Raw genomic sequence first — 25,153 nt, forward strand, 5'->3', positions numbered from 1 at the left:
TTCGCTGCCTCGCATGACACGACCATGACGGGGCAAGGGTATGGCCGGGCGTGACCAGCTCGACGGCGTCGATCTGAAGATCTTATCCGAGCTGCAGCAGGACGGGCGGGTTCGCAACAATGAGCTGGCGCTGCGCGTCGGCGTGTCCGCGCCGAACTGCCTGCGGCGGCTCAAATCGCTGTTCGGCCGCGGCGTGATCCGCGCGGTGCGCGCGGTCATCGACGAGCGATTGCTCGGCTATGAAGTGGTGTCGTTCGTCTCGATCCAGCTCGGCAGCCAGGCCCAGCCGGTGCTGGAGGCGTTCGAGGGATCGATCGCTGCAATACCGCGCATCCAGCAGTGCTGGCGCATTTCGGGCGACACCGACTATCTGCTGAAATGCGTCGCGCCGAGCGTCGAGAGCATGCGCCAGCAGCTCCTGCATTTTGCCGCCATGCCGAACGTGAAGAACGTGCGCAGCTTTCCGGTGCTGGGCGTCGCGAAGGACGTGCCGCTGCCGGTGCAGGAGATCGCGGCTGCGGCACCGGCAGGATAGGCGTCGCGTGAGATCTGCGGCCGTGGCTACCAGGCGTACCGCACCGCGCCCTTGCCGGCGTAGCTTGCGGTGACGTGGGAGAATTCGCCCTCGAAGGTTGCAAGCGCCGACCAGCCGTTGCGCCATGTCATCTCGGCGGACGCCGTCGTCAGCGCGGACTCGCTCGCCTGCGCCGCGCCATTGACCACGAAGGAAGCGCCCGGCAGCGCCTGGAAGGTGGCCGCGATGTTGCGGTCGGGGTTAAAATCGTGCGCCCAGGCCAGCCGTCCGCGCAACGTCAGCAGGCCGGTCGACACCGCGAAAGAGCGATCGGCGCGAACGCCCAGTTCGGTCCGGGTGTCGGTTGCGGTCTGCGCGCCATAGGCCAGCGCGAATGCGTTGCTGCCGAAGACCGCAGACTCCGCGTAGGCCGGTAGCCAGAAGCTTGTGAACTGTCCGGCTGCGTAGGGCGTGAGGCCCACCCATTTGGTCGCGACGCGATAGCCGCCCTCGATCCGCCCCGACAACGCGTTGGCATTGAACTCGGCGTGCAGCTTGTCGGCCATCGCCAGCCGGTCTGTGGTGACATCCTGCCAGCCATAGGCGAGCGCCCCGGCGATATAGGCGGCGCCGACGCTATGCCTGACGTAGGCGCCGGCCTGGAACAGATCGGAGCGGCCGGTGCCGGAATTGGCGACAGAGAAGTTGGTGCCGCCGCCGGACAGCGCGAATCCCGCAATGGTGCCCGGCGACAGCAGATAGTCGGCGCCCGCGGCCATGCCGAAGATGCGGCTGGTGGCGGCATTCGATCCAGCCGCGGCGTTTCCGTCCGTGGTCTGTGAACCTCCGAAGCCGGAGGCCCAGACGCTCCAGTGCGGATCATGGGCCTGGCGCAGCGATGCCTTGGTGAACATGGCGGCGTAGGCTGCACGCTCGCGCTCGGCGCGCGTTGCGCTCGACGACGCGTAGGCGTTGGCGCTGCTCTCCTCGGCATAACCCGTCGTCGGGCTTGGCGCCGGCGTGGTCTCGCGCCCACCGATGAACGGGTCGAGCAGGGTCGTAATGAACTGGCTCATCGCCTGGAACGTCGTCTGCTGCGATCCAGTGGCCGCTTCGCCTGCGATCTGCGACAGCGCCGCGGGCGACAACCCGACATAGCTCACCGGAATGGTGCCATTGCTGTTGAAGTACTGGCTCAGCGCGTTGCCGACATTCTGCTGGTTGACGTTGAGATTGCCGAGCGCGTTGTAGTTCAGGGACAGCGACAGGACCGCGTTGTTTGCGCCATAGGTCACCGACGCCTGCAAGCCTGCCGGCAGGTTGTTGACGCCGGCAAACGTGCCGGTGATAGCACCGGTGGTATTGAGGATCAGATAGGGTTGCTTGACGAGAGTGGTGCCCAGCAGCGCCACGATCAGATTGCCGCTCAGCGTGGCCGAGCCATTGACGTTGACGCGATCCGCCACGCCCGAATTGATCTCGACGAGATAAGCGCCCGCGGTTGCAATGACGAGACTTCCCTGCACCGTCAGCGCACTTCCCGGATGGGCCGGTGCCAGCAGACCGCCGGCATTGATGTTGACACTGCCGACCGTACCGGTTCCGGAGAGAGCCGCACCGGAATTGACCACGACGTTCGATGTGATCAAGCCCGTCACGCTCAGCGTGCCGGCGTCAACGATGGTTGGCCCGCTGTAATTGCTGGTACCGGACAGGATGGTTGCACCCGTGCCTGCCTGGACCACCTGACCGGGGCCGCTGATGCTGCCTGCATAGGTGAAAATATCCGAGCGATTGAATGCCAGCGTCTTGCTGGTCGATACGTCGCAATTCGGGTCGCCGGCGTTGGAGCAGAAGGTGATGTTGCCGAGCACGCTGCCGCTCGCGCCACCATTGCCGAGCATCAGCGTGCCGCCATTGATGGCGGTGCCGCCGGTGTAGCTCGCATTGCCCGCAATCGTCAGCGTGCCCGAGCCATACTTGATCAGCGGACGCGTTCCGACAGTGCCGTCGGTGAGATAGGAGGCATCGGGCGCGGAGTCGTTGTCGGCGAGGCCGAACTGGAGCACGCTCGCCTGCGGGAAATAGCTCGTGACGTCGTAGAGCACATAGGCGCCGCGGCCGATCGAGGACACCGCCAACACGTCGACGGCCGGATTGTAGGCCATCTGATAGACCAGCGTGTTGGGCAGGCCCTGGCCGAATGCGCGCCAGTTCGACAACAGGCCCGAAGCATCGCTGTCGGCGACCGTGATCGGGCTTTGCGTGCTCGAGACGATGCAGCCGTTCGGGGCCGAGGTGCAGGACAAGGGCGTGTTCATGCCGCCGACGAGAAGCGCGTTGACGCCGTTGTTGGCGATGAACTCCACCGAGGTCGGCCTGATGAATCCTTGCGGCAGATTGCTGGTCAGATCCGTGAAGGTCGCAGCGCCGCCCGCATTACGCGTGTAGTAGAGATTACTGGCGTCGGCCACGAAGATCCGCGACTGGATGCGGGTGTCGAACACGATGCTGGTCGGCGTGTTGCCGCTGTAATTGGAGAGCTGCGTCAGCGATCCCGCGGCATTGGTGGTGCTGAACCAGACCTCGCCGTTGCCGGCGCCAACGGCGATAGCCCGCGTGTCGTTGAGCGTGCCGTATGTCACGATCGACGCGGTCGCGCTCATGGTTCCGAGGTCGGTCAGGGTCAGATCGACCGAGGTCGCATTGACGCCGTTGGCGCCCGAGAGCGTGTCCTGCGTGGTGAAGACATCGGTGCCACCGACGACGGCGATCAGCCGCGGATCGATCCGGTTGACCACGAACCTGGCAAGGAACGAGTTGTTGGCGCCGGCGACATCGCCGCAAGACTGGCCGCCATTGCAGGTGACCGGGACGCCACCCGGATTGCCATAGGGATCGGGCAGGGGGCTGACCATCTGCCCCTGCTTGTTGATGATCATCCGGCTCAGGAATGCAAGATTGTAGAGCGAGGAGTAGACCGCGGTCTGCCCGCTCAAGGTCCGGTCATTGAAGGCGATGTTGACGCCGTCGCCCAGATTGATGGCGTTGAACACGGGGCTGTTCGGCGCCGATTGCAGCGAGACGCCGTTGTCCTGCGCGGCGATGCCGAGGCGCTTGCTGTTGGCGTCATAGGCGACCCGATAGCCTTCGAACGCGCTGAGATTGCCGTTGAGGCCTTGCCACGTGCCGCTGCCCTGCGGGTTGGAGAGCTTGTAGATGCCGCCGTCGCTGGTGAGGATCAGATTGCCGGACTGGTCGAACGTGATCGAGCGTGAGTCGGCATGCACGGTGTTGGCATCGAGGAAATGGTTGGCGTTGGTGCCCTCATAGGTGAGGCTGGTCGCGGTCGAGGTGTTGCTACCGGGATTGTAGTTGAGACGGTACACTTCGATCGAGCAGAACGATCCAGGATGCGCGCCTCCGCAATCTTGATGGGCGTCGCCTGAGAGGTAGACGATGTTCGGGTTGGTCGGGTCGATCGCCAGATGCAGATTGACGGGCGTCTGGCCGCCAGGAACCACATTCGGCGCGGCGGTCAATTGGTTCCAGCTTCCGCCCTGGTTCGACGACAGGAAGACACCGGTGAGCGATCCGGTGCTGAGGTTGCTGAGGGCGATCGCGAGCGAGCCGCCCGGCCCCGTGGCGAGCGAGATCACGGTCGCATTGCTGCTGTTGATCAGCCCGTTTGCGTTGCTGGTGGTGAAGACCGGCGTCCAGCTCGCGCCGGTGTTGTGGCTGACATAGACCGCGGTTGCGTCCTTGTTGGCACCGTTCTTGACCGCCGCGTAGAACGTCGTGGGATCGTTGGGATCGGCCACGAGCGAGGTGACGGCGCCGTTTGGCAACCCGGTCCCGGCTGCGCCGGACACCGGGTTGAACGTCGTGCCGCCATCGGTGCTGCGGAACAGTCCGTAGCCGGCCGTGGGCCCGAATGGCGATTGGGTCTCGAAGGTTGCGGCGAGGATGGTGCCGCCGCGTGCCATCGCACTCACCACGCTCTCGCCGGCAAAGGCGCTGTTCTGCCCGAGCGAGCGCCAGCTCGTGCCGCCGTCGCTCGAATAGAGCAGGCCGGTCGCCGGACCGCCACGGCCACCAGGAAGGTTGAACAGGCTGTATTCGCCGTTATCGACGATGCCGACGCCGGCGATGATGGTTTTGCCGCTCGTATCGGTCGGGTCGAGATTGAGCGAGCCGATCGACAACGAGGCCTGGTTGTCGGTCAACGGCTTCCAGTTGGTACCGCCGTTCGTCGTGATCCAGATGCCGCCGTTCGGCGTGCCCGCGAAATAGGTGTTGGCGCCGAGCGCGAAGTCCGGCAGGACGGTCTGCACGGCGCCCGCTTCCGATCCGTTCGGCGAGGCGTCGGCCGACTGAACCGCGTAGCTCGGGCCGACCCGCGGGCTGGGTCCCTGTGAGTTGAAAGTCTGATTGATCTGGGTTTGCGCGGCCGCCGGATCGACGGAGGCGGCGATACCGATTGCCAGCGCGAGGCCGAACAGCCGGGCACGGCGACGCCGAGCGCAGGCATGTATCCGATCCGCCTGCCCAAGGCGGTACGCACTGCACTTCATGATACGCCCCCGACCCCCAAACGCGGTCGGTCCGACATTCCCGTCCTGGAAATGCGGCCCATCACGACGCTAGTTCCACCGTGTGGGACGAACAATGACGCCTGCGGCGGGATGACGCAATTTCGCCCCGACTGTGTCTCGTCAGACACAATTCTGGCGATCGGACATACAACTTCAGCGATATTTGTCGCGAAACTCGCGCGGGCTTGCGCCGGTCCAGGTGCGGAAAGCCCGGGAAAAGCTCTTTTCGTTGCGGAAGCCGGCGATCTCCGCGATTCGCTTGATCGGCGTGCGGCCGCGCATCAGCTCCTGCTTGGCAAGCTCGAGCTTTGCTTCCTCCTTGAGGTCGCGCAGCGAGGTGGCTTCCTCGCGCAGGCGACGATGCATGGTGCGGGTGGAGAGCGCGAGCTCGCTGGCGACATCCTCCGCGCCGAGAATGCGTCCGCGCGCCTCGCGGAGCACGCGCCTCACACGCTCGACCAGCAAACGATCGCGGCGATAGGGCAGCACGGTCAACCGCAGCGCGCCCTTGAGCATGTTGTCGAGGTCGGCGGCGCTGCGGGTCAGCGGCAGCGACAGATAATGCTTGTCGAAAACGATGCGGGCGCCGTCTGCGTCGAAGCGGACGTGCTTGCAGAAGATGGTCGGATAGACCGAGACGTGGGTGGGCTCGGAAAAGGGGAATTCCGCCGCACGCAGTGCGATCGCGGAATCCACCGCCCAGCAGGAGAAGCCGAGCACGTAACGGAGCAGGGTGACGAGGCAGAATTCGCGGAGCGCCCCGAGATCGCGCTGCTCGCGAATGGAAATGGTCGCGGTCTCGCCGCTGACCGCAAGCTCGAGCAGCACGTCTTCCGTCAGCAGGCGATGATGCCGGCACCAGCGCTTCAGCGCGACCTCGAGGGTGGGCGCGGTGATCGAGGCACGGCACAGCATGCCGTAGGTGCCGAAGGGAAGCCTGCGCGAGAACCAGCCGAGCGCCTCGTCGTCGAGCTCGCGCATGGCGTGGCCCGCCAGCGCCTCGAACTGCGCCGCCGTGACCCGGCCGTCGGCCGATCCGACGAGATCGGACAGGACCTGCCCCTTGCTCAAGGCCTCGGCCGGATCCCGCCCATAGCGGGCATAGGCCGCGACCACGCCGCGGACGAAAGCGGCGGGGGTCATGGCACGGCGGGGCGTGGCGGTTGCGGCCTGAAAGGGCATCAGAAGTCCTTTGGAAAACCCTCGCCAAACTTGGCGGAAAATGCAACCTTTTCGACCGCCACGGCGCCCGGGCGGGGGTAGGTTCGGGGCCGATAAGAAATCTGGAGGAATCGCCTTGAACATCCCGAGCATCGACTTCGATCTGGGCGAAGACATCAGCATGCTGCGTGACACCGTGCGCGCCTTTGTCGAGGCGGAGGTGGCGCCGCGCGCGGCGGAGGTCGAGAAGGCCAATCTGTTCCCCGCCGATCTCTGGAAGCGTTTTGGCGATCTCGGCCTGCTCGGGATGACCGCGCCGGAGCAATATGGCGGCTCCAACATGGGTTATCTCGCCCATGTCGTCGCCATGGAGGAGATTTCGCGCGGTTCGGCCGCGATCGGGCTGTCCTACGGCGCCCATTCCAACCTCTGCGTCAACCAGATCCGCCGCAACGGCAATGACGCACAACGGAAGCGCTATCTGCCGAAGCTGATCTCCGGCGAATATGTTGGCGCGCTCGCGATGTCCGAGCCGGGCGCAGGCTCCGACGTCGTCTCGATGAAGCTGCGCGCCGACAAGCGCGGCGACCGCTATGTGCTCAACGGCTCAAAGATGTGGATCACCAATGGCGGCGATGCCGACGTGCTGGTCGTCTACGCCAAGACCGATCCGGAGGCCGGCCCGCGTGGCATGACCGCTTTCCTGATCGAGAAAGGCTTCAAGGGTTTCACCCACGGCCAGCATCTGGACAAGCTCGGCATGCGCGGCTCCAACACTTATCCGCTGTTCTTCGACGATTGCGAGGTACCGGAGGAGAACGTGCTCGCCGGCGTGGGCGAGGGCGTCAAGGTGCTGATGTCCGGCCTCGACTATGAGCGCGCGGTGCTCTCCGGCGGCCCGCTCGGGATCATGGCGGCCTGCATGGACGCGGTGGTGCCGTACATGCATGAACGAAAACAGTTCGGCCAGCCGATCGGCGATTTCCAGCTGATGCAGGGCAAGCTCGCCGACATGTATTCGACCTGGCAGGCGACGCGTGCCTATGTCTACGCCGTAGGAAAGGCCTGCGACCGCGCCAACCACGCGCGCACGCTGCGCAAGGATGCCGCAGCTGCGATCCTCTATTCCGCGGAGAAGGCGACCTGGATGGCCGGCGAGGCGATCCAAGCGCTGGGCGGCGTCGGCTACACATCCGAGTTTCCGGTCGGCCGGCTCTGGCGCGACGCCAAGCTCTACGAGATCGGCGCGGGCACGTCCGAAGTGCGCCGCATGCTGATCGGCCGCGAGCTGATGGCGGAAACCGCTTAAACCCTCCACGCAACCACGTCACCAGAAACGCGGGCCCCCATGCCGCTCCATTCCAGCATCGATCCATCGTCATCCGATTTTGCGCGCAACTCCGACGCCATGCGCGCTCTCGTCGCCGATTTGCGCGAAAAACTCAGCCAGGTTGCCGGCGGCGGCGGCGAGGCCTCGCGCAACCGCCACACGTCGCGCGGCAAGATGCTGGCGCGCGAGCGCGTCGATCTGCTGGTCGATCCCGGGACGTCTTTCCTGGAGCTGTCGCCGCTAGCGGCCCACGGCCTCTATGGCGGCGACGTGCATTCGGCGAGCATCGTCACCGGTGTGGGGCGCATCTCGGGCCGCGAATGCGTGATCGTCGCCAACGATGCCACCATCAAGGGCGGCACCTATTACCCGATGACCGTGAAGAAGCATCTGCGGGCGCAGGACATCGCGCGGCAGAACAATTTGCCCTGTGTCTACATGGTCGATTCCGGCGGCGCGTTCCTGCCGCTCCAGGACGAGATCTTTCCGGACGAGCGGCACTTCGGGCGCATCTTCTACAACCAGGCGCAGATGTCGTCCCAAGGCATTCCGCAGATCGCGATCGTGATGGGGTCCTGCACCGCCGGCGGCGCCTATGTGCCGGCGATGTCGGACGAGAGCATCATCGTGCGCAACCAGGGCACCATCTTCCTCGGCGGCCCGCCGCTGGTGAAGGCCGCGACCGGCGAGGTCGTCAGCGCCGAGGAGCTCGGCGGCGCCGACGTGCATTCGCGGCAGTCCGGCGTGACCGATCACTACGCCCAGAACGATGCCCACGCGATCGGCATCGCCCGGCGCATTGTCGGCACGCTGAAGCCGTCTGCACGGCCGAACCTCAACATGCATCCACCGCGCGATCCGCTGTTCGCGGCGGAGGAGATCTACGGCGTGGTGCCCGTTGACGGCCGCAAGCCGTTCGACGTTCGCGACATCATCGCGCGCGTGGTGGATGGCTCCGAATTCGATGAGTTCAAGAAGCTGTACGGAACGACGCTGGTGTGCGGCTTCGCTCACATCTGGGGCTATCCGGTTGGCATCATCGCCAACAACGGCATCCTGTTCAGCGAAAGCTCGCTGAAAGGCGCCCATTTCATCGAGCTGTGCTGCCAGCGCGGCATTCCCTTGGTGTTCCTGCAGAACATCACCGGCTTCATGGTCGGCAAGAAATACGAAGCCGGCGGCATCGCACGCGACGGCGCCAAGCTGGTGACGGCCGTTGCGACCGCGTCGGTGCCGAAATTCACCGTCGTGATCGGCGGCTCCTACGGCGCCGGCAATTACGGCATGTGCGGCCGCGCCTACTCGCCGCGCTTTCTCTGGATGTGGCCGAACGCGCGCATCTCGGTGATGGGTGGCGAGCAGGCCTCGATGGTTTTGAGCCAGGTCCGCCGCGACAATATCGAGGCAAAGGGCGATAGCTGGTCCAAGGAAGACGAAGACAAGTTCCGCGAGCCGATCCGCGCGCAATATGAGAGCCAGGGGCATCCTTATTACGCGACCGCGCGGCTGTGGGACGACGGAGTGATCGACCCGGCCGATACCCGGCTCGTGCTCGGCCTCGGCCTCTCGGCGGCGTCGAATGCGCCAATTGAGCCGACGAAATTCGGCCTGTTCAGGATGTGATGCGATGGACCGTTCAAAGCTCTACCGCCGTTTTCGCACGCTCCTGATCGCCAACCGCGGCGAGATCGCCTGCCGCGTCATCCGCACCGCCCGCGCCATGGGCCTGCGCACGGTCGCCGTCTACTCGGAAGCCGACCGCGACGCGATGCATGTCGCGCTCGCCGACGAGGCCGTGCTGCTCGGGCCCGCACGTGCCCGCGACAGCTATCTCAATGTCGAGCGGCTGATCGAGGCCGCGCGCAAGACCGGCGCCGAGGCCGTCCATCCCGGTTACGGCTTCCTGTCGGAGAATGCTGAATTCGCGCATGCCTGTTTCGATGCCGGCCTGGTGTTTGTCGGCCCGACCAGCGGGATGATGACGGCGATGGGCTCGAAATCCGGCTCGAAAGCGCTGATGGAGAAGGCCGGCGTGCCGCTGGTGCCCGGCTATCACGGCGAAGCCCAGGACGACACGACGTTGTCGAAGGCTGCCGACAAGATCGGCTTCCCGATCCTGGTGAAGGCCTCGGCCGGCGGCGGCGGCCGCGGCATGCGCATCGTGCGCTCGGCCGCCGAGCTTGCGCCCGCGATCGTCAGCGCCAAGCGCGAGGCCAAGGCCGCGTTCGGCGACGACCGCATGCTGATCGAAAAATATGTCGACAATCCCCGCCATATCGAGGTGCAGATCATCGGTGACAGCCACGGCAATCTTCTGTCGCTGTTCGAGCGCGAATGCACCTTGCAACGCCGGCACCAGAAGGTGATCGAGGAGGCGCCGTCGCCGACGCTTAATCCTGCCCAGCGCGAGACCGTTTGCGCGGCTGCCCGCAAGGCGGCCGGCGCGGTGAACTATGTCGGCGCCGGCACGATCGAATTCGTCTCCGACGGCAAGGACGTGTTCTTCATCGAAATGAACACGCGTCTCCAGGTCGAGCACCCCGTGACCGAGCTGATCACCGGCATCGATCTTGTCGAATGGCAGCTACGGGTCGCCTTCGGCGAGGCGCTGCCGCTGAAGCAGGACGAGATCAAGCTCAACGGCCACGCTGTTGAAGCGCGTGTCTATGCCGAGAACCCGACAAAGAACTTCATGCCTTCGGTCGGCAGGATCTCTACCTGGCGGTTGCCCGCGGAGACCGGCGGCCTACGTATCGACGCCGGCTATCGCGAGGGCGATACGGTCTCGCCGTACTATGACGCCATGCTCGCGAAGATGATCGCGTGGGCGCCGACGCGCGACGTGGCGATCGACCGGCTCAACCGTGGGCTGGAAGACTCGGACGTCCGCGGCATCGTCACCAACATCCCGTTCCTGTCGGCGCTGATCACGCACCCAAAAGTGCGGGCGAATGCGATCGACACCGGCTTCATCGAGCGCGAACTGACGGCCCTGACCTCGACGTCGCCGGCTCCCAGCGAACTAGAGCTGTGTGCCGCAGTCGCCGCGATCGTCAACGACGAGCGGCAGGCCGCGCAGATGGATGCGAATTCGCCGTGGCAGAGCTTTGGCTGGATGCCGGTCGGCCGCCGTCAGCGCAGCTTTGCCTTCCGCGTCGGCCACGGGCCGGAGCAGAAGATCAGCCTGAACTACGGCAGCGGGCCATCGACGCTGCTGATCGGCGAACGTGAGCTGGCGTTCACGATTGCGCCGAAGGATGGCGGTTTCGATCTGACGTTGGATGGCGTCAAATCCTCCATAGCCGCCGTGATCGACGGCCATGAGCTTTACTTGCGTACGCGCAACGGCCGCTTCGACCTGCACTGGGTCGATCCGTTCGGCGGCGAGAGCGAGGAGCATGTCGGCGAAGACAAGATCGCGGCACCGCTGCCGGGCACGGTCGTCGCGGTGCTGGCCGAGGAGGGCGCAACGCTGGAGAAGGGCGCGCCGATCCTCACGCTGGAAGTGATGAAGATGGAGCAGACGCTGCGCGCGCCTTACGACGGCGTGCTGAAATCCATCAAATGCAAGGTCGGCGACATCGTCCAGGAAGGCGTCGAGCTCGCCGTGGTCGAGGCTTCCGAGGTGTGACATGAGCGATCCCGTCCGCATCATCGAGATGGGGCCGCGCGACGGCCTCCAGAACGAGAAGACGCCCCTCAGCGTTGAGGCCCGCATCGCCTTCATTGAGGCACTGGTTGCCTCCGGTCTCGATACGGTCGAGGTCGGCGCCTTCGTCTCGCCCAAGGCGATCCCGCAGATGGCGAGCTCGGATGCCGTGCTGCGCGGCGTTGCCCACGTGACCGGCGCCGAATTCCACGTTCTCGTGCCGAACGAGAAGGGCTATGAGGCCGCGCGCGCCGCCGGCGCAAAGGTGGTCTCCGTGTTCGCCGCGGTCTCCGAAGGTTTTTCGCGCGCCAACATCAACTGCACGGTCGCGGAGTCGATCGAGCGGTTCAAGCCGGTGCTGGCACGCGCCAAGGCTGATGGCATCAGGGTGCGCGGCTATATCTCCTGCGTGCTGGGCTGTCCGTTCGACGGCGAGATCAAGCCGAAAGCCGTCGCCGATCTCGCCAAGACGCTGTGGGATCTCGGCTGCTACGAAATCTCGCTCGGTGACACCATCGGCGTCGGCACGCCTGTCAAAGCCAAGGAGATGCTGCGCGCGGCGGCCGCCAACATTCCCGCTGCCAATCTCGCGATGCATTTCCACGACACCTACGGCCAGGCGCTGGCCAATCTCTATGCCGGCCTGGAGGAGGGCGTCCGCGTTATCGACGCCGCCGCTGGCGGGCTCGGCGGCTGCCCCTACGCGCCCGGCGCGACCGGCAATGTCGCGACCGAGGACGTGGTCTACATGCTCGAAGGCATGGGCGTGAAGACTGGCATTGATATGGAGAAGCTGCTCGCGGCGACGAACGCGATGAGCGGCGTGCTGGGCAAGCCGCCCGTGAGCCGTGTCGCGACAGCGCTGAACGCGAAGAAGAAGCGGGCTGCTTCCTAGTCCTCCGTCATTGCGAGCAAGAGACCCTCACCTGCTCCCGTCCGGCCCCATCACCAGGTCCGGCAGCCAGGTCGAGATCTCCGGCACCAAGCAGAGCAGCAGCACGGCGCCCATCATCAGCAGCACGAAGGGCAGCGTGCCCCAGATCACTTCGCTCAGCGAAATGTCCGGCGCGACGTTGCGTATGACGAAGATGTTGAGGCCGACGGGTGGATGGATCAGACCCATCTCCATCACGATGGTCATGACCACGCCGAACCAGATGATGTCGAAATTGGCGGCGCGGAGTGGCGGCAGGATGATCGGCGCGGTCATGAGGATGATCGAGACCGGCGGCAGGAAGAAGCCGAGCACGACCACCATGACAAGGATCGCAAACAGCAGCCCCCAGCGCGGCAGATGCATGGCGACGACGGATTCTGCCGCCGATTGCGAGATGTGGAGATAGCTCATCACGTAGGAATAGAGCAGCGACATGCCGATGATCATCATCAGCATGGTCGACTCCCGGATCGTCGACTTCATGATCGGTCCGAGATCTTCGGGCCGCCATACGCCATAGATCGCCGCGATCAGCGCCAGCGCCAGCAGGCCGCCGAGGCCGGCAGTCTCCGACGGCGTGGCATAGCCGCCATAGAGCGCGGCCATGACGCCGGTCAGCAGCAGGACGAAGGGGAGCACGCGCGGCAGCACGTTGAAGCGCTCGGCCAGCGTGTATTCGTCGCGGGCGAGGATCGCAGCTTCCGGGCCACCATTCTTGTAGGCAGCCTCGGCCGCGGCATATTCCTGGCGGAAGCGGATCACGGCGTAGCCGCCGAACAGCGAGACCAGCAGCAGGCCGGGTCCGATACCGGCGAGGAACAGGCGTCCCAGCGATTTCTCGGCCGCAACGGCGAACAGGATCATGGTGATCGACGGCGGCAGCAGGATGCCGAGCGTGCCGCCGGCGGCGATGATGCCGGCAGCAAAACCGCCGGAATAGCCGCGCTTGCGCATCTCGGGGATGCCGGCCGAGCCGATCGCCGAACAGGTCGCGGGCGAGGAGCCCGCCATCGCCGCGAACAGTGCGCAGGCGAAGACGTTGGCTACGCCGAGGCCGCCGGGCACGCGGTGCAGCCAGGCGTGCAGCGCCGAATAGAGATCCTGGCCGGCGCGCGATTTGCCGATCGCTGCGCCCTTCAGGATGAAGAGCGGGATCGACAGCAGCGTGATCGAGGCCATCTCCTCGTAGACATTCTGCGTCACCGTATCCAGCGATGCCGCGGGCATGTAGATGCCCATGAACACGACCGCGACCGCGCCGAGCGCGAACGCGATCGGCATGCCTGAAAACATCGCAACCAGGGTCGCGACCCCGTAAGCGATACCGATACTGAAAACGCTCATGAACGCTTGGCTCCCGCGAACGGCAGCGCCAGCTGCACGAGGATCTGGACGCACAGCAGGCTCATGCCAAGCGCCATCAGCGAATAGGGAATGGCGAGCGGCGGCGACCACATCGAATTCGAGACCTGGCCGTCGACATAGGCTTCATGGGTCAGCGTCCACGACTTCCAGGTGAAGAAGACGCAGAACAGGAACGTCACGGCGTCGACGATCCAGAGCCGGATCCTGTTCGCGAGCGGTGACAGCAGGCCAACGAACGCCTCGATGCCGATATGGCCGCGATTCTGCTGCACATAGGCCGCCGTCATGAAGGTGGCGCCGACCAGCAGGAACACGGCGGCCTCGTCCTGCCAGTAATTGGCGGCCTTGAACAAAGTGCGGCTCAGCACGCTGTAGCTCAGGATGGCGCAGGCGGCGACCAGCGCCAGCGCTGCGAACACGACAATGAGGCGGTTGAGGATGGTGAGGCCGCGATCGAGCGCCGCCGCAAGGCCGGTCCTTGCGGCAGCATTCGCCGTGTCGTCACGATCCGGAAGCGGACCGTGGCTCATGCAGCGACGTCGGAGGCGAGCTTGAGCAGGTTGGCGGCGGTCGCGGTCTTGGCGCCGTAATCCTTCCACGCGGTGTCGCGGGCGATGTCGCGCCATTTGCCGACGGTTGCGGCATCGAGCGCCGAGACCTTCGCGCCGGCCTTCTCGTAGACCTTGGCGACCTCGACGTCGTCATCCTGCGCACCCTTGCGGCCGAAGGCTTCGAGCTCTTCGCCGACGGCGACCAGAATGTCCTGCTGGTTCTTGGGCAGCTTGTCGAAGATCGCCTTCGACATCATCAGCGGCTCGAGCATGAACCAGTAGGACGCGCCCGCGCCCGAAGTCAGCGACTTCGCGACCTCCTCGAGACGGAACGAGATCAGGCTGGTGGAGGAGGTGATGCCGGCGTCGCAGGCGCCGGTCTGCATCGCCGCGTAGATTTCGTTCGAGGGCACCGACAGCACCGAGGCGCCGGCGGTCTGCAGCACCATGTCCATCTCGCGCGACCCGCCGCGCACCTTCATGCCCTTGGCGTCTTCAGGCGACACGATCGGCTTGGAGCGGCTGGCGACGCCGCCGGCCTGCCATACCCAGCTCAGGAGAATGATGCCCTTGTCGGCGAGGAAATCGCTCAGCGCCTTGCCGACCGGCTCCTTCTTCCAGCGCATGCCCTGGTCGTAGGTGGTGACGAGGCCCGGCATCAGGCCGATATTGGTCTCGGGCAATTCGCCGCCGGCATAGGGCATCGGATACAGCGAGATGTCGAGCGCACCCTTGCGCATCGCGGAGAACTGCGCGTTGGTCTTGATCAGCGAGGAGTTCGGATAGATCTCGGCCGCGATGTCGCCGTTGCTGCGCTTACTGACTTCGGCAGCGAACATGCGGCAGAGCCGATCGCGGAAATCGCCCTTGTCGATGGTGCCGCCGGGGAATTGGTGGGAAATCTTCAGCGTGGTCGCGGCATGTGCGGTGCCAATGCCGAAGCGGAGAATGGCGGGTGCGGCGACAGCGGTCGCGAGCAGGTGACGACGCGTGAACATGGAGGATCCCCTTGGCGGTTCTTTGGTTCTTGTTTGACGTGATCTGGGCGGGTCATGAGACCGGCGGAGGCCCATCCTAGCCGGTCTTCGACCCGAACTTCTCTCATCTGATAGTTCGAGACTGAATGCCGCGGCAAGTGTTGGCGTTGCTGCGCTGCACACGCCAGGCCTTGCGGTTCCCATCACTAACACTGTGCCTCAAGCGATGGTCGCGCGGGGCCGCCCGACGACATAAGAAAAAATCGCAACGTCGCGTAACAAGCATGCGCGTCGATCCGTCGAGATTGTGTAGCGGCACAAGTCGCTGACAAACACCATCTCGAAGGGAATATTTCACATGACCATTCGCACCCGCATCGTGCTCGGCGTCTCGGCCGCCGCTCTCTCGCTTGGCCTCGCGCTGTCTCCGGCCGCTTTCGCCCAGGACAAGATGGGCAAGGACGACGGCATGATGAAAAAGGACACGATGTCCAAGGACGGCATGAAGAAAGACACCATGTCCAAGGACGACGGCATGAAGAAGGACACGATGTCGAAGGATGGCATGAAGAAAGACGACGGCATGAAGAAGAACTGATCTCATGCGATCGTGTGCCGGGCGCCTCGTCGGGGCGAACCCGGCACGCGCTCATCCGGTTTCGGTCGAAGGCCTGTCATCGTTCGCGCGGACACAGCTGGTCCGTACCGTCCGGATTTGACCTGAAGCACGTGCGCTTCAGGTCAAATTTTGTTGAAGGTCACTTTCGCTTGGCCTTGCGGGCAGCGTAACGGGCGTCGCGCTTGGCCTTCTGCTCGGCCTCGAGTTCGGCTGCCTTTGCTGCCGCTTCTTCCGCTTCGCGGGCGATCCGGGCAGCTTCCAGCGCCGCGGCCTCTTCCTCACGACGCTTCTGCTCGGCTTTTTCAGCCTCGCGCGTGGCCTTTGCCTCCGCGCGCTTGGCTGCGAGTGCCTCGCGCTCGGCACGCTTCGCCAAGACAGCGGGATCATCAGGCCCGGGCTGCGACTTGAATTTGTTCAAAAGATTTTTGCGCGCTTCCTGCGCCGCCTTTTGCCGGTCTGAAAACCCGGGTTCCCTAAATCCACTCACGGGCCTTGCCTTCCTCGCTTTCAATCCTACATCGGTGACTGTTGGTACGTCGGCTGGGCATAGCAGGCACCACGCGACGCAGATGCGTGTACATGCACGCGCGCCGCAACGCCACCCATAATCGCGGCCGATCAGGTCAACGAAAATCACTTACCCAGTCGATCCTTCGTAGTCCGGAAAAACTGCCGAATTGTGATGCCCTTCATAAAGGGCACCCAGCGGCGGCGCCTAGCGTCCGCCCCAATACGAGACGGAGCATGGGCATGATCTATTTCCGGCTGAGCCTGAAAGCCCTTGCAGTGACGATCGCAGCAGTGGCGGTCGCGGGCGCGGTGTTGCTGGCCGCCCGCCCACAGCCCATCGAGAGCACTGTTCTGGGGGCAGCATGGGAGTGCACCCAGACCGCGTTCATCCTGACAAGCTGCGCGCCGCGCGCGCAGCAGGCGGTCCCGGCGGTCGAGACCTCGCGCAAGGAGGCGCTGAGGCCTACCAGGGGCTGAGCGGCGAGGCGCCAAGCGGGATGTGACGGGACGTCGCAGAGGTGATAAAGGGCCTCACCAAGCGACAAGGTCTCCATGTCCAAGCCTGAGTCCAAGTTTGAGTCCAAGCCCGACCCCGCCGAGAAGCCCAACTCCTCGCCAAGGTCCCAATCCGGCGACAGCCGCCGCGGCGCGATCGCCGGGCTGATCATTGCCGCCGTGATCCTCGGTGTCGGGCTGTGGCTCGCCCGTGACCTCACGGCCGCCAGCAAGATGCAGGACTGCCTGATGTCGGGGCGGAGCAATTGCAACGTGATCGAGCCGGCCCGCTAGGCGGGTCTGGCCGGACGCGTCCGGGCGAAAAATTGCCGTGATCTTAATCATTTGTAACGGGACATGGCCGACTGGTCGGGTCAGTTTGACAGGTCAGTCATGTCCGCCGGCATCACCCAAACGCGATCCGAATCGTCTATCGCGCGTGGACTACGGCAATTGCGAACGTTGAGGGGTAAGTACGCATGAGTGCGTCCAGCCGCATGAAGATCATCATTCCCATGGTTTCGGCCATGGCATTGCTGGCGGTGTCCGCGCAAGCGCAGGACGCGGCGCTGCCAAAGGGCGCCGGCCAGCCGCCAGGGCAGGGCGCAGGTAGCCCACCTCCGGCCAATCAGAACATGCGCAAAGGTCCTCCGCCGCAGCAGGCCGTACGCCCCGGTTCTCAGCCCGGCGGCCCCGTTCATGCCGGCCCCGGTCCCGGTGCTGGTCCGCGCGGTCCTGGTGGTCCGCCTCCCGGTCGCTACATGGCACGCGGTCCCGCGCCAGCGCGCGACTGGGGCGGACACGCCTATCGCGGCAACCTTGCCTGGGACGGCGGACGCTGGCGCCACGAGGTCCACGACGGCCGCTCCGGCTGGTGGTGGGATGTCGGCGGCGTCTGGTACTATTATCCGCAGCGGATGGACGGCCCGCCCGCCTACATTTCCGAAGACTATATCGACGACGTGCCGGTGGCCTATGCACCGCCTGGTCCGCCAGTCGCCTATGAACCGCCGCCGCCTCCACCGCCGCCCGCAGATCCCGGCGCAAGCGCGCTCGGCGGGGCCATCGTCGGCGGCGTGCTTGGCGGCCTGATTTCCGGCAACGCCACGGGTGCGGCCGCAGGCGCCGTGATCGGCGGCGCGACTGGCGCGATCGCCGGTGCCACCGCCGCTTCGCGCCCCGGCTACTATTTCGCTCAGGGCAATTGCTATTACCGCTATCCGAGCGGCCAGTATGTGCAGGCTGATCCGCGCGCCTGTTACTGAACTGCTCAAAGCGCAATCCAACATGAATGAGGCGGGCCCGGGTGCCCGCCTTAATTTGCATTTGCTCCTGTGTGGAGACGTGGTCAGCCTGGCGCAATGGGCCATGACTGCTTGCGGAAGGATCAGCGCGAGCGATCGCGTTGCGCTCAGGAGACGAGCCAGGTCAGGAACGCCATCGCGGCCCAGATCAGGCCGCCGATCCAGGCTGTCATCACCAGGACGATGGTGGCGAGAAGGGAGAGACCGAACAGGTCGGTCTTGCGCGGTGATGCGTGAGCCCGTGCTGCAGCTTCGGCCTTTTGTGTCATGAGGGGACTAGCCATCCTTCCTGTGTCGCGTTCTTGCGGGGCGCGTAAGGCACTGTTTAGCGAACGCGCCGGCATTCGGCTGTGATGCAATTCACAGATCCCCGAGAAAGAGGCCTGAAACACGACGATCGATCCCTGCGGCAACACGCTGTTGCAGAGCGGACAAAGTGCATCGCAACCAGCCCCGGGCGTGAACCCTTCGACGGGCCGCCTCAGTTGGCCTTCGCAAAATTAGGAAAAGGCGGAGACTGGTGCGATCAGATTTCGCGCCGGTCTTCGCGCTTCTGACGTGACGTCGTCGGCGAAAATCGAGCTCGTGCAGTGCCCGGTCGTACGTCAAATTCGTCGCGGTAATATCGTGCGGAAGCGCGCATGCCGGTGCGACTTTCGTCCACCGCAATCATACGGACGAAATTGCCACGCGCTTGTCCATATCTGCCGGCTAAAGTTGGCCGCATGTGTACCACGTACGACCCACAGCATGAGGCCGAGGCGGCGATGAAGCGCGCCGTGGCGTCCGAAGGCCCCGACCGGCAGCGACTGATCGAACTGGCCCTGGCCTGGCATCAGCTCGCTCGCGATCGGCGCGACGACGACCGCGATCGATGCGTGTCGGGTTGTGTGTGCGAAACGTGCCGTTAAGACATGCGCTGTGCTGCATTTTGCGGTCGCGATTCGTGCTTTGGGAACGGAGCGGAGTCGGATCGTGAACAAACAGAATGCTGGACCGTTCAAGGCCTAAGTCAGAATCACTCGATCGCCGGCGGCTGCTTCTGGTGGCCTCGACGCGCCCAGGCCTGAACGGCGTAGGCGATCCGATGCTGGCTCAAGGCGGCATCCGCAATGGACGCCTGCGCCATCTCGATCCGCTTTGCGATCGCGCTGGAGTTGACGTCCACGATCGCGTCAAGCGCCAGAAACGATATCGCGACGATCGCCACCGCACAGGCGATCCCCATTCTCGTTAATTCGCCTCGCGGCATCGACAGTCCCTGATCGGGCGCGCGTCGCCCGCCGCGCATAGATAGGACGCACCCGCACGGTTCAAAGACCGTGGCGAGGGCTCCCACGCGTTCGTGAAAAATGACAGATTTGCGATGGGATGCCGGGTGGTGCGCTGATGATGAACGCCGGCGCACGTCGACAAGACTGAGGCTGGCGATCCCGGCAGGAATCGAACCTGCAACCCTCAGAGTAGAAATCTGATGCTCTATCCAGTTGAGCTACGGGACCGTCCTCGGCCACCCCGGTTCGGGGGCTGGCTATCATATATCATGCCAATATGAAAAATCCGGCGTTTCGCCAAGCCTGAACCGAACCGTTTTCCTCGATGCCGCGACAAAGCGGAACGGTAGAGTGTCAGGGTGCCGGGTTGAGCGGCAGTGGACTGGACGATGGATCACATCGCCGGGGCCGCTGAGAAGCTTCCGGGACACGGCTGCCGGACGACTGGTCCGATATTGCTGCGCCACAGGACGGCGTGCGCGGCGATAGCGCGATCGGTCTCCTCTGGGCGTGCCTTGCCATGGCGAATGCGACGTTTTGCACCTTTGGTTCCATCGCCATCAGTCCGTCACCTTTCCGCGCACTTTATCGCCGCCGCGGCGCTCGTCCGCGATTTCCGGGAGTCCCTTCATGATTGGTCTGGTTCGCGCCGTCACTTTCTGCGCCATGCTGGCGCTTGGCTTGAGCGCGGCGCACGCCGCGGACAAGACGTTCAAGCGCGACGATCTCGCCGATTCCGCCATCAAGCTGGAGGCGCAGATCAAGAGCGAGGCGGGGCCGGTCGCCAAGACCGGGGCGACCTTGCGCACCGATGCGGATGCCGCCTTCAAGCGCAACGATTACCGCACCGGGCTCTCGGTGCTCGGCCAGATCGCCGCCGTCACGCCTGATGACGCCGGCAACTGGCTGCGGCTCGCAAAAGTCATCTTCCAGATTACGCCGAAGAGCTCGAGCGAGCAGACCTTCCTGCTGGAGCGCGCCTCGACCGCCGCCTACATCGCCTACATGCGCGCCGGCAATCCGGGCGAGGAGGCGGATGCGCTCGCCGTGCTCGGCAAGTCGCTCTCCGAACGAAAACTGTGGCGGCCGGCGCTGGATGCGCTGCGGCTGTCGCTCGATATGCGCGAGGTCGCCGACGTCCGCGGCAGCTACGAGAAGCTGCGCGACGAGCACGGCTTCCGGCTGCTCGACTATACCGTGGACTCGGATTCGGCGAGCCCGCGTGCCTGCTTCCAGTTCTCGGAAGAGCTCGCCAAGCGCACCGACTTCGCGCCGTTCCTTGCCCTTGCCGGCCAGGACAAGCCGGCACTGTCGGCCGAGGGCAAGCAGCTCTGCGTCGACGGGCTGAAGCACGGCGAGCGCTACAACATCAATCTGCGTGCCGGCCTGCCGTCGACCGTGAAGGAAGGCCTGCCGAAATCGGCCGAGTTCAACATCTATGTGCGCGACCGCAAGCCGTTCGTGCGCTTCACCAGCCGTGCCTATGTGCTGCCGCGGACCGGCCAGCGCGGTATTCCCGTGGTCAGCGTCAACACGCCGGCAGTTACCGTCGACGTGTTCCGGATCGGCGATCGCAATCTGATCAACACGGTGGTCGACAGCGACTTCCAGAAGACGCTGTCGAAATACCAGCTCAGCGATCTCGGCGACCAGCGCGGTGTGAAGGTCTGGTCCGGCGAGCTCGCCACCGCCATGACGCTGAACCAGGATGTCATCACCGCATTTCCGGTCGACCAGGCGCTGGGCGAGCTCCAGCCCGGCGTCTATGTGATGACGGCCGCCGCCAAGGGCCCGGGCAGCGACGACGACTCCCAGCTAGCAACCCAGTGGTTCATCGTCTCCGATCTCGGCGTCACCGCCTATTCCGGCAATGACGGCATCCATGTCTTCGTCAACTCGCTGGCCTCGACCGACCCGGTCGGCAAAGCCGAGGTGCGGCTGGTCGCGCGCAACAACGAGATATTGGCGACCCGCAAGACCGACGAGGCCGGCCACGTGCTGTTCGAGGCCGGGCTCGCGCGCGGCGAGGGCGGCCTGTCGCCGGCGATGCTGACCGTCACCGGCGAGAAGGCCGACTACGCTTTCCTCAGCCTGAAGACGTCGGCCTTTGATTTGTCCGACCGCGGCGTCGCGGGTCGCGCGGTGCCATCAGGCGCCGACGCCTTTGTCTATGCCGAGCGCGGCGTCTATCGCTCCAGCGAGACGGTCTATCTGACCGCGCTGCTGCGCGATGGGCAGGGCAATGCTGTCAATGGCGGACCGTTGACCCTGGTCGTCGAGCGCCCCGATGGTGTCGAATACCGCCGCGCCGTGCTGTCCGACCAGGGCGCCGGCGGCCGCGCACTATCCGTGCCGCTGAACTCGGCCGTTCCAACCGGCACCTGGCGGGTGCGCGCCTTCACCGATCCGAAGGGATCGTCGGTCGGCGAGACCACCTTCATGGTCGAGGATTACGTCCCCGACCGGATCGAATTCGACTTGTCCGCCAAGGACAAGCTGATCAAAGCTAACGCTCCAGTGGAGCTTAAGGCGGACGGTCATTTCCTCTATGGCGCGCCGGCGTCGGGCCTTCAGCTCGAAGGCGACATGCTCATTGCGCCGGCTTCAGAGCGCCCGGGCTTTGCCGGCTACCAGTTCGGCGTCGATGACGAGCAGACCACCTCGAACGAGCGCGTGCCGCTGGAGAACTTGCCGGAGGCCGACGCCAACGGCGTTGCGACCTTCCCGGTGACGCTGGAGAAGCAACCGGCCTCGACCCGTCCGCAAGAAGCGCAGATCTTCGTCCGCATGGTCGAGACCGGCGGCCGCGCCGTCGAGCGCAAGCTCGTGCTGCCGGTCGCGCCGGCGACCGCGCTGATCGGCATCAAGCCGCTATTCGGCGACAAGAACGTCGCGGAAGGCGACAAGGCCGAGTTCGACATCGTGTTCGTCTCGCCCGAGGGCAAGACGCTTCCCCGCGACGGCCTGCGCTACGAGCTGTTGAAGATGGAGTCGCGCTACCAATGGTATCGCCAGAACAACTACTGGGAGTACGAGCCGGTCAAGTCGACCTCGCGCGTTTCTGACGGTGACGTCACCATTGCCGCCGACAAGCCAACGCGTATCTCGTTGGCGCCACAGCCCGGCCGCTACCGGCTCGACGTGAAGTCGAACGACGCCGACGGCCCGGTGACCTCGGTGCGGTTCGATGTCGGCTGGTATTCCGATGGCAGCGCAGATACGCCGGACCTGCTGGAGACCTCTATCGACAAGCCGCAATACACCTCCGGCGATACCATGACCGTCTCGGTCAATGTCCGCTCCACCGGCAAGCTCACCGTCAACGTGCTCGGTGACCGCCTGCTGACGACGCAGACCATCGACGTCAAGGAAGGCACCGCGCAGGTGAAGCTTCCGGTCGGAAAGGACTGGGGCACCGGCGCCTATGTGGTGGCGACGCTGCGCCGTCCGCTCGATGCGGCCGCCCAGCGCATGCCGGGCCGGGCAATTGGCCTGAAATGGTTCGGCATCGACAAGCAGGCCCGCACGCTTGCCGTGAAGCTTTCTCCGCCGGATCTGATCCGGCCGAATGCAGTGCTGAAGGTCCCGGTCAAGCTCGAGGGGCTCAATCCGGGCGAGGACGCCAAAATCGTCATCGCTGCGGTCGATGTCGGCATCCTCAACCTCACCAATTACAAGCCGCCGGCGCCGGATGATTATTATCTCGGCCAGCGCCGCCTGAGCGCGGAGATCCGCGATCTCTATGGGCAGCTGATCGACGGCATGTCTGGTACGCGCGGCCAAATCAAATCCGGCGGCGACGCCGGCGCGGCCGAGCTGCAGGGCTCGCCGCCCGCGCAGAAGCCGCTCGCGCTCTATTCGGGAATCGTCACCGTCGGCGCCGACGGCAGCGCGGAGGTGAGCTTCGATATTCCGGAGTTTGCCGGCACTGCGCGCGTGATGGCGGTGGCGTGGACTGCGACGAAGCTTGGACGGGCCAACACCGACGTCGTTATCCGCGATCCCGTAGTACTGACCACGACCTTGCCGCGCTTCCTGCTCAATGGTGACCACGGCACCGTCAATCTCGAGATCGACAATGTCGAGGGCCAGGCCGGCGACTACGGCATCAACGTGAAGACGGGCGGTCCGGTCAAGATGACCGGCAATCCCGCCACCACCGTCAACCTCGCCGCCAAGCAGCGCAATTCGTTCTCGCTTGCGCTCGACGCGACGGCCGCGGGGCAGGCAACGCTCGATGTCGACATCAAGGGGCCGAACGGCCTAGCGCTCGCGCGCCACTATGCGCTCGACGTCAAGGCGGCAACCCAGGTGCTGGCGCGGCGTTCGATCCGGACGCTGGCGAAGGGCGAGAGCCTGACGCTGACCTCGGACATGTTCTCCGACCTCGTGCCGGGCACCGGCAGCGTCTCGGTCTCGGCGAGCCTGTCGACGGCGCTTGATGCGGCAACGATCCTCAAGGCGCTCGACCGCTATCCCTATGGCTGCTCGGAGCAGATCACGAGCCGCGCCATGCCGCTGCTCTACGTCAACGATCTCGCGGCCGGCGCGCATCTTGCGATGGACACCGAGGTCGACCAGCGCATCCGCGACGCCATCGAGCGGCTCTTGGCTCGTCAAGGATCCAACGGCTCGTTCGGCTTGTGGTCGGCGGGCGGCGACGATGCCTGGCTCGATGCCTATGTGACAGACTTCCTTACCCGCGCCCGCGAAAAGGGCTTTGTGGTGCCGGACGTGCTGTTCAAGAACGCGCTGGATCGTATCCGCAACTCGGTCGTCAACGGCAATGAGCCGGAGAAGGATGGCGGGCGAGATCTCGCTTACGGCCTCTACGTGCTCGCCCGCAATGGCGCGGCGCCGATCGGCGATCTCCGTTATCTCGCCGACACCAAGCTGAACAACCTTGCAACCCCGATTGCGAAGTCTCAGCTTGCGGCGGCGTTGGCTCTGGTCGGCGATCGCAACCGTGCAGAGCGGGTCTATGGCGCCGCCCTCGACAGCTTTGCGCCAAAGCCGGTGCTGGAATTCGGCCGCACCGACTATGGCTCGCAGCTCCGCGATGCTGCTGCACTCGTCTCGCTCGCCAGCGAAGGCAACGCGCCGAAGGCGACGCTGACGCAAGCCGTGATGCGGGTCGAGACCGCGCGCGGGCTCACGCCCTACACCTCCACGCAGGAGAATGCGTGGCTGGTGCTGGCGGCCCGGGCACTGGCCAAGGAAAACCTCTCGATCGAGGTCGACAGCCAGCCGGTCAAGACCGCGCTCTACCGCAGTTACAAGGCGGACACGCTGAGCGGCAAGCCGCTGAAGATCACCAACACCGGCGATGCGCCGGTGCAGGCGGTGATCTCGGTGTCAGGCTCGCCGGTCACGCCGGAGCCGGCGGCGTCCAACGGCTTCAAGATCGAGCGCAATTACTTCACGCTCGACGGCAAGCCCGCCGATATCAGCAAGGTCAAGCAGAACGATCGCTTCGCCGTGGTGTTGAAGATCACCGAGGCGAAGCCCGAGTACGGCCACATCATGGTGTCCGACTATCTGCCGGCGGGCCTGGAGATCGACAATCCAAAGCTGGTGTCGTCGGGCGACAGCGGCACGCTCGATTGGATCGAGGACGGCCAGGAGCCTGAAGACACCGAGTTCCGTGACGACCGCTTCACAGCGGCCGTGGATCGTGCCTCGGACTCCAAGGCGGTCTTCACCGTCGCCTATGTCGTGCGCGTGGTCTCGCCCGGCAAATACGTGCTGCCGCAGGCCTATGTCGAGGACATGTACAACCCCTCGCGCTACGGCCGCACCGGCACGGGCACGGTCGAGGTGCGGGCGGCGAAGTGAGTGATGGGATGAGCAACGCGGCGCCTCCGCAAACTCC

The 25,153-nt window shown here is 65.0% G+C and carries 19 protein-coding genes and 1 tRNA gene; 11 read left to right on the plus strand and 9 right to left on the minus strand.

The window, feature by feature from the left end; translation table 11 throughout:
- The first annotated feature begins 40 nt into the window (after window positions 1–40).
- A complete protein-coding gene (locus ACLFLU_RS21715; RefSeq protein WP_426406919.1) occupies window positions 41–535 on the plus strand; it encodes an Lrp/AsnC family transcriptional regulator in 495 nt (164 codons plus the stop codon).
- Window positions 536–561: 26 nt separating this feature from the next.
- Here the strand turns inward: ACLFLU_RS21715 and ACLFLU_RS21720 are convergent, their stop codons facing one another.
- Both ACLFLU_RS21720 and ACLFLU_RS21725 read right to left on the minus strand, forming a co-directional pair.
- Window positions 562–5,088, minus strand: a complete 4,527-nt coding sequence (locus ACLFLU_RS21720; protein ID WP_426406920.1) for an autotransporter domain-containing protein — start codon at window positions 5,086–5,088, stop codon at window positions 562–564.
- 174 nt (window positions 5,089–5,262) lie between these two features.
- Window positions 5,263–6,291, minus strand: a complete 1,029-nt coding sequence (locus ACLFLU_RS21725; protein WP_426406921.1) for an AraC family transcriptional regulator — start codon at window positions 6,289–6,291, stop codon at window positions 5,263–5,265.
- Between the two features lie 160 nt (window positions 6,292–6,451).
- On the opposite strand from ACLFLU_RS21725, the gene ACLFLU_RS21730 reads away from it, so the two are divergent.
- Genes ACLFLU_RS21730 through ACLFLU_RS21745 form a run of 4 tightly spaced genes read left to right on the plus strand, consistent with a single transcriptional unit; the run spans window position 6,452 to window position 12,144 of the window.
- Window positions 6,452–7,579, plus strand: coding sequence for an isovaleryl-CoA dehydrogenase (locus ACLFLU_RS21730; protein WP_426414042.1), 1,128 nt, complete (start codon window positions 6,452–6,454; stop codon window positions 7,577–7,579).
- 39 nt (window positions 7,580–7,618) lie between these two features.
- Window positions 7,619–9,223 carry a carboxyl transferase domain-containing protein gene (locus ACLFLU_RS21735; protein ID WP_426406922.1) on the plus strand — a complete coding sequence of 535 codons (1,605 nt, stop codon included), beginning with the start codon at window positions 7,619–7,621 and terminating at the stop codon, window positions 9,221–9,223.
- Window positions 9,224–9,227: 4 nt separating this feature from the next.
- Window positions 9,228–11,231 carry an acetyl/propionyl/methylcrotonyl-CoA carboxylase subunit alpha gene (locus ACLFLU_RS21740; RefSeq protein ID WP_426406923.1) on the plus strand — a complete coding sequence of 668 codons (2,004 nt, stop codon included), beginning with the start codon at window positions 9,228–9,230 and terminating at the stop codon, window positions 11,229–11,231.
- Between the two features lies 1 nt (window position 11,232).
- Window positions 11,233–12,144 (plus strand): hydroxymethylglutaryl-CoA lyase, encoded by a 912-nt coding sequence (locus ACLFLU_RS21745; protein WP_426406924.1) that lies wholly within the window; start codon window positions 11,233–11,235, stop codon window positions 12,142–12,144.
- Window positions 12,145–12,171: 27 nt separating this feature from the next.
- On the opposite strand, the gene ACLFLU_RS21750 is transcribed toward ACLFLU_RS21745, so the two are convergent.
- Genes ACLFLU_RS21750 through dctP form a run of 3 tightly spaced genes read right to left on the minus strand, consistent with a single transcriptional unit; the run spans window position 12,172 to window position 15,100 of the window.
- Complete coding sequence (locus tag ACLFLU_RS21750) at window positions 12,172–13,530, minus strand: TRAP transporter large permease (RefSeq protein ID WP_426406925.1); 1,359 nt, start codon at window positions 13,528–13,530, stop codon at window positions 12,172–12,174.
- Entirely contained in the window at window positions 13,527–14,081 is a 555-nt protein-coding gene (locus ACLFLU_RS21755; protein ID WP_426406926.1) for a TRAP transporter small permease, read from the minus strand. Before ACLFLU_RS21755 ends, ACLFLU_RS21750 begins: the two co-directional genes overlap by 4 nt.
- Window positions 14,078–15,100 (minus strand): TRAP transporter substrate-binding protein DctP, encoded by a 1,023-nt coding sequence (dctP, locus tag ACLFLU_RS21760; RefSeq protein ID WP_426406927.1) that lies wholly within the window; start codon window positions 15,098–15,100, stop codon window positions 14,078–14,080. Before dctP ends, ACLFLU_RS21755 begins: the two co-directional genes overlap by 4 nt.
- A gap of 337 nt (window positions 15,101–15,437) precedes the next feature.
- Between dctP and ACLFLU_RS21765 the strand changes: the two genes are divergently transcribed.
- The gene (locus tag ACLFLU_RS21765) at window positions 15,438–15,677 is read left to right on the plus strand and encodes a pentapeptide MXKDX repeat protein (protein WP_148753916.1); all 240 of its coding nucleotides are present in this window, start codon (window positions 15,438–15,440) and stop codon (window positions 15,675–15,677) included.
- 160 nt (window positions 15,678–15,837) lie between these two features.
- Here the strand turns inward: ACLFLU_RS21765 and ACLFLU_RS21770 are convergent, their stop codons facing one another.
- On the minus strand, window positions 15,838–16,185 hold the full coding sequence (locus ACLFLU_RS21770; RefSeq protein ID WP_426414043.1) for a DUF6481 family protein: 348 nt from the start codon (window positions 16,183–16,185) through the stop codon (window positions 15,838–15,840).
- 257 nt (window positions 16,186–16,442) lie between these two features.
- On the opposite strand from ACLFLU_RS21770, the gene ACLFLU_RS21775 reads away from it, so the two are divergent.
- The 3 genes from ACLFLU_RS21775 to ACLFLU_RS21785 all read left to right on the plus strand — a co-directional run bounded on the left by ACLFLU_RS21775 (window position 16,443) and on the right by ACLFLU_RS21785 (window position 17,968).
- Window positions 16,443–16,685: a hypothetical protein gene (locus ACLFLU_RS21775; RefSeq protein ID WP_426406928.1), complete on the plus strand. Its 243-nt coding sequence runs from the start codon at window positions 16,443–16,445 to the stop codon at window positions 16,683–16,685.
- A 75-nt stretch (window positions 16,686–16,760) separates the two neighbouring features.
- On the plus strand, window positions 16,761–16,997 hold the full coding sequence (locus ACLFLU_RS21780; RefSeq protein WP_426406929.1) for a hypothetical protein: 237 nt from the start codon (window positions 16,761–16,763) through the stop codon (window positions 16,995–16,997).
- A gap of 185 nt (window positions 16,998–17,182) precedes the next feature.
- Window positions 17,183–17,968, plus strand: coding sequence for a hypothetical protein (locus ACLFLU_RS21785; RefSeq protein ID WP_426406930.1), 786 nt, complete (start codon window positions 17,183–17,185; stop codon window positions 17,966–17,968).
- 146 nt (window positions 17,969–18,114) lie between these two features.
- Here ACLFLU_RS21785 and ACLFLU_RS21790 read toward each other — a convergent pair whose 3' ends face one another.
- On the minus strand, window positions 18,115–18,276 hold the full coding sequence (locus tag ACLFLU_RS21790; RefSeq protein WP_426406931.1) for a hypothetical protein: 162 nt from the start codon (window positions 18,274–18,276) through the stop codon (window positions 18,115–18,117).
- Window positions 18,277–18,774: 498 nt separating this feature from the next.
- On the opposite strand from ACLFLU_RS21790, the gene ACLFLU_RS21795 reads away from it, so the two are divergent.
- Window positions 18,775–18,918: a hypothetical protein gene (locus ACLFLU_RS21795; RefSeq protein ID WP_426406932.1), complete on the plus strand. Its 144-nt coding sequence runs from the start codon at window positions 18,775–18,777 to the stop codon at window positions 18,916–18,918.
- 107 nt (window positions 18,919–19,025) lie between these two features.
- Here ACLFLU_RS21795 and ACLFLU_RS21800 read toward each other — a convergent pair whose 3' ends face one another.
- On the minus strand, window positions 19,026–19,235 hold the full coding sequence (locus ACLFLU_RS21800) for a hypothetical protein (RefSeq protein WP_426406933.1): 210 nt from the start codon (window positions 19,233–19,235) through the stop codon (window positions 19,026–19,028).
- Between the two features lie 197 nt (window positions 19,236–19,432).
- Window positions 19,433–19,509: transfer RNA gene (locus tag ACLFLU_RS21805), tRNA-Arg, on the minus strand.
- 402 nt (window positions 19,510–19,911) lie between these two features.
- On the opposite strand from ACLFLU_RS21805, the gene ACLFLU_RS21810 reads away from it, so the two are divergent.
- The gene (locus tag ACLFLU_RS21810; protein ID WP_426406934.1) at window positions 19,912–25,116 is read left to right on the plus strand and encodes an alpha-2-macroglobulin family protein; all 5,205 of its coding nucleotides are present in this window, start codon (window positions 19,912–19,914) and stop codon (window positions 25,114–25,116) included.
- Window positions 25,117–25,153 lie beyond the last annotated feature (37 nt).

Origin of the sequence: Bradyrhizobium ganzhouense (assembly GCF_049949285.1) — a bacterium.
GTDB classification, from domain to species: domain Bacteria; phylum Pseudomonadota; class Alphaproteobacteria; order Rhizobiales; family Xanthobacteraceae; genus Bradyrhizobium; species Bradyrhizobium ganzhouense.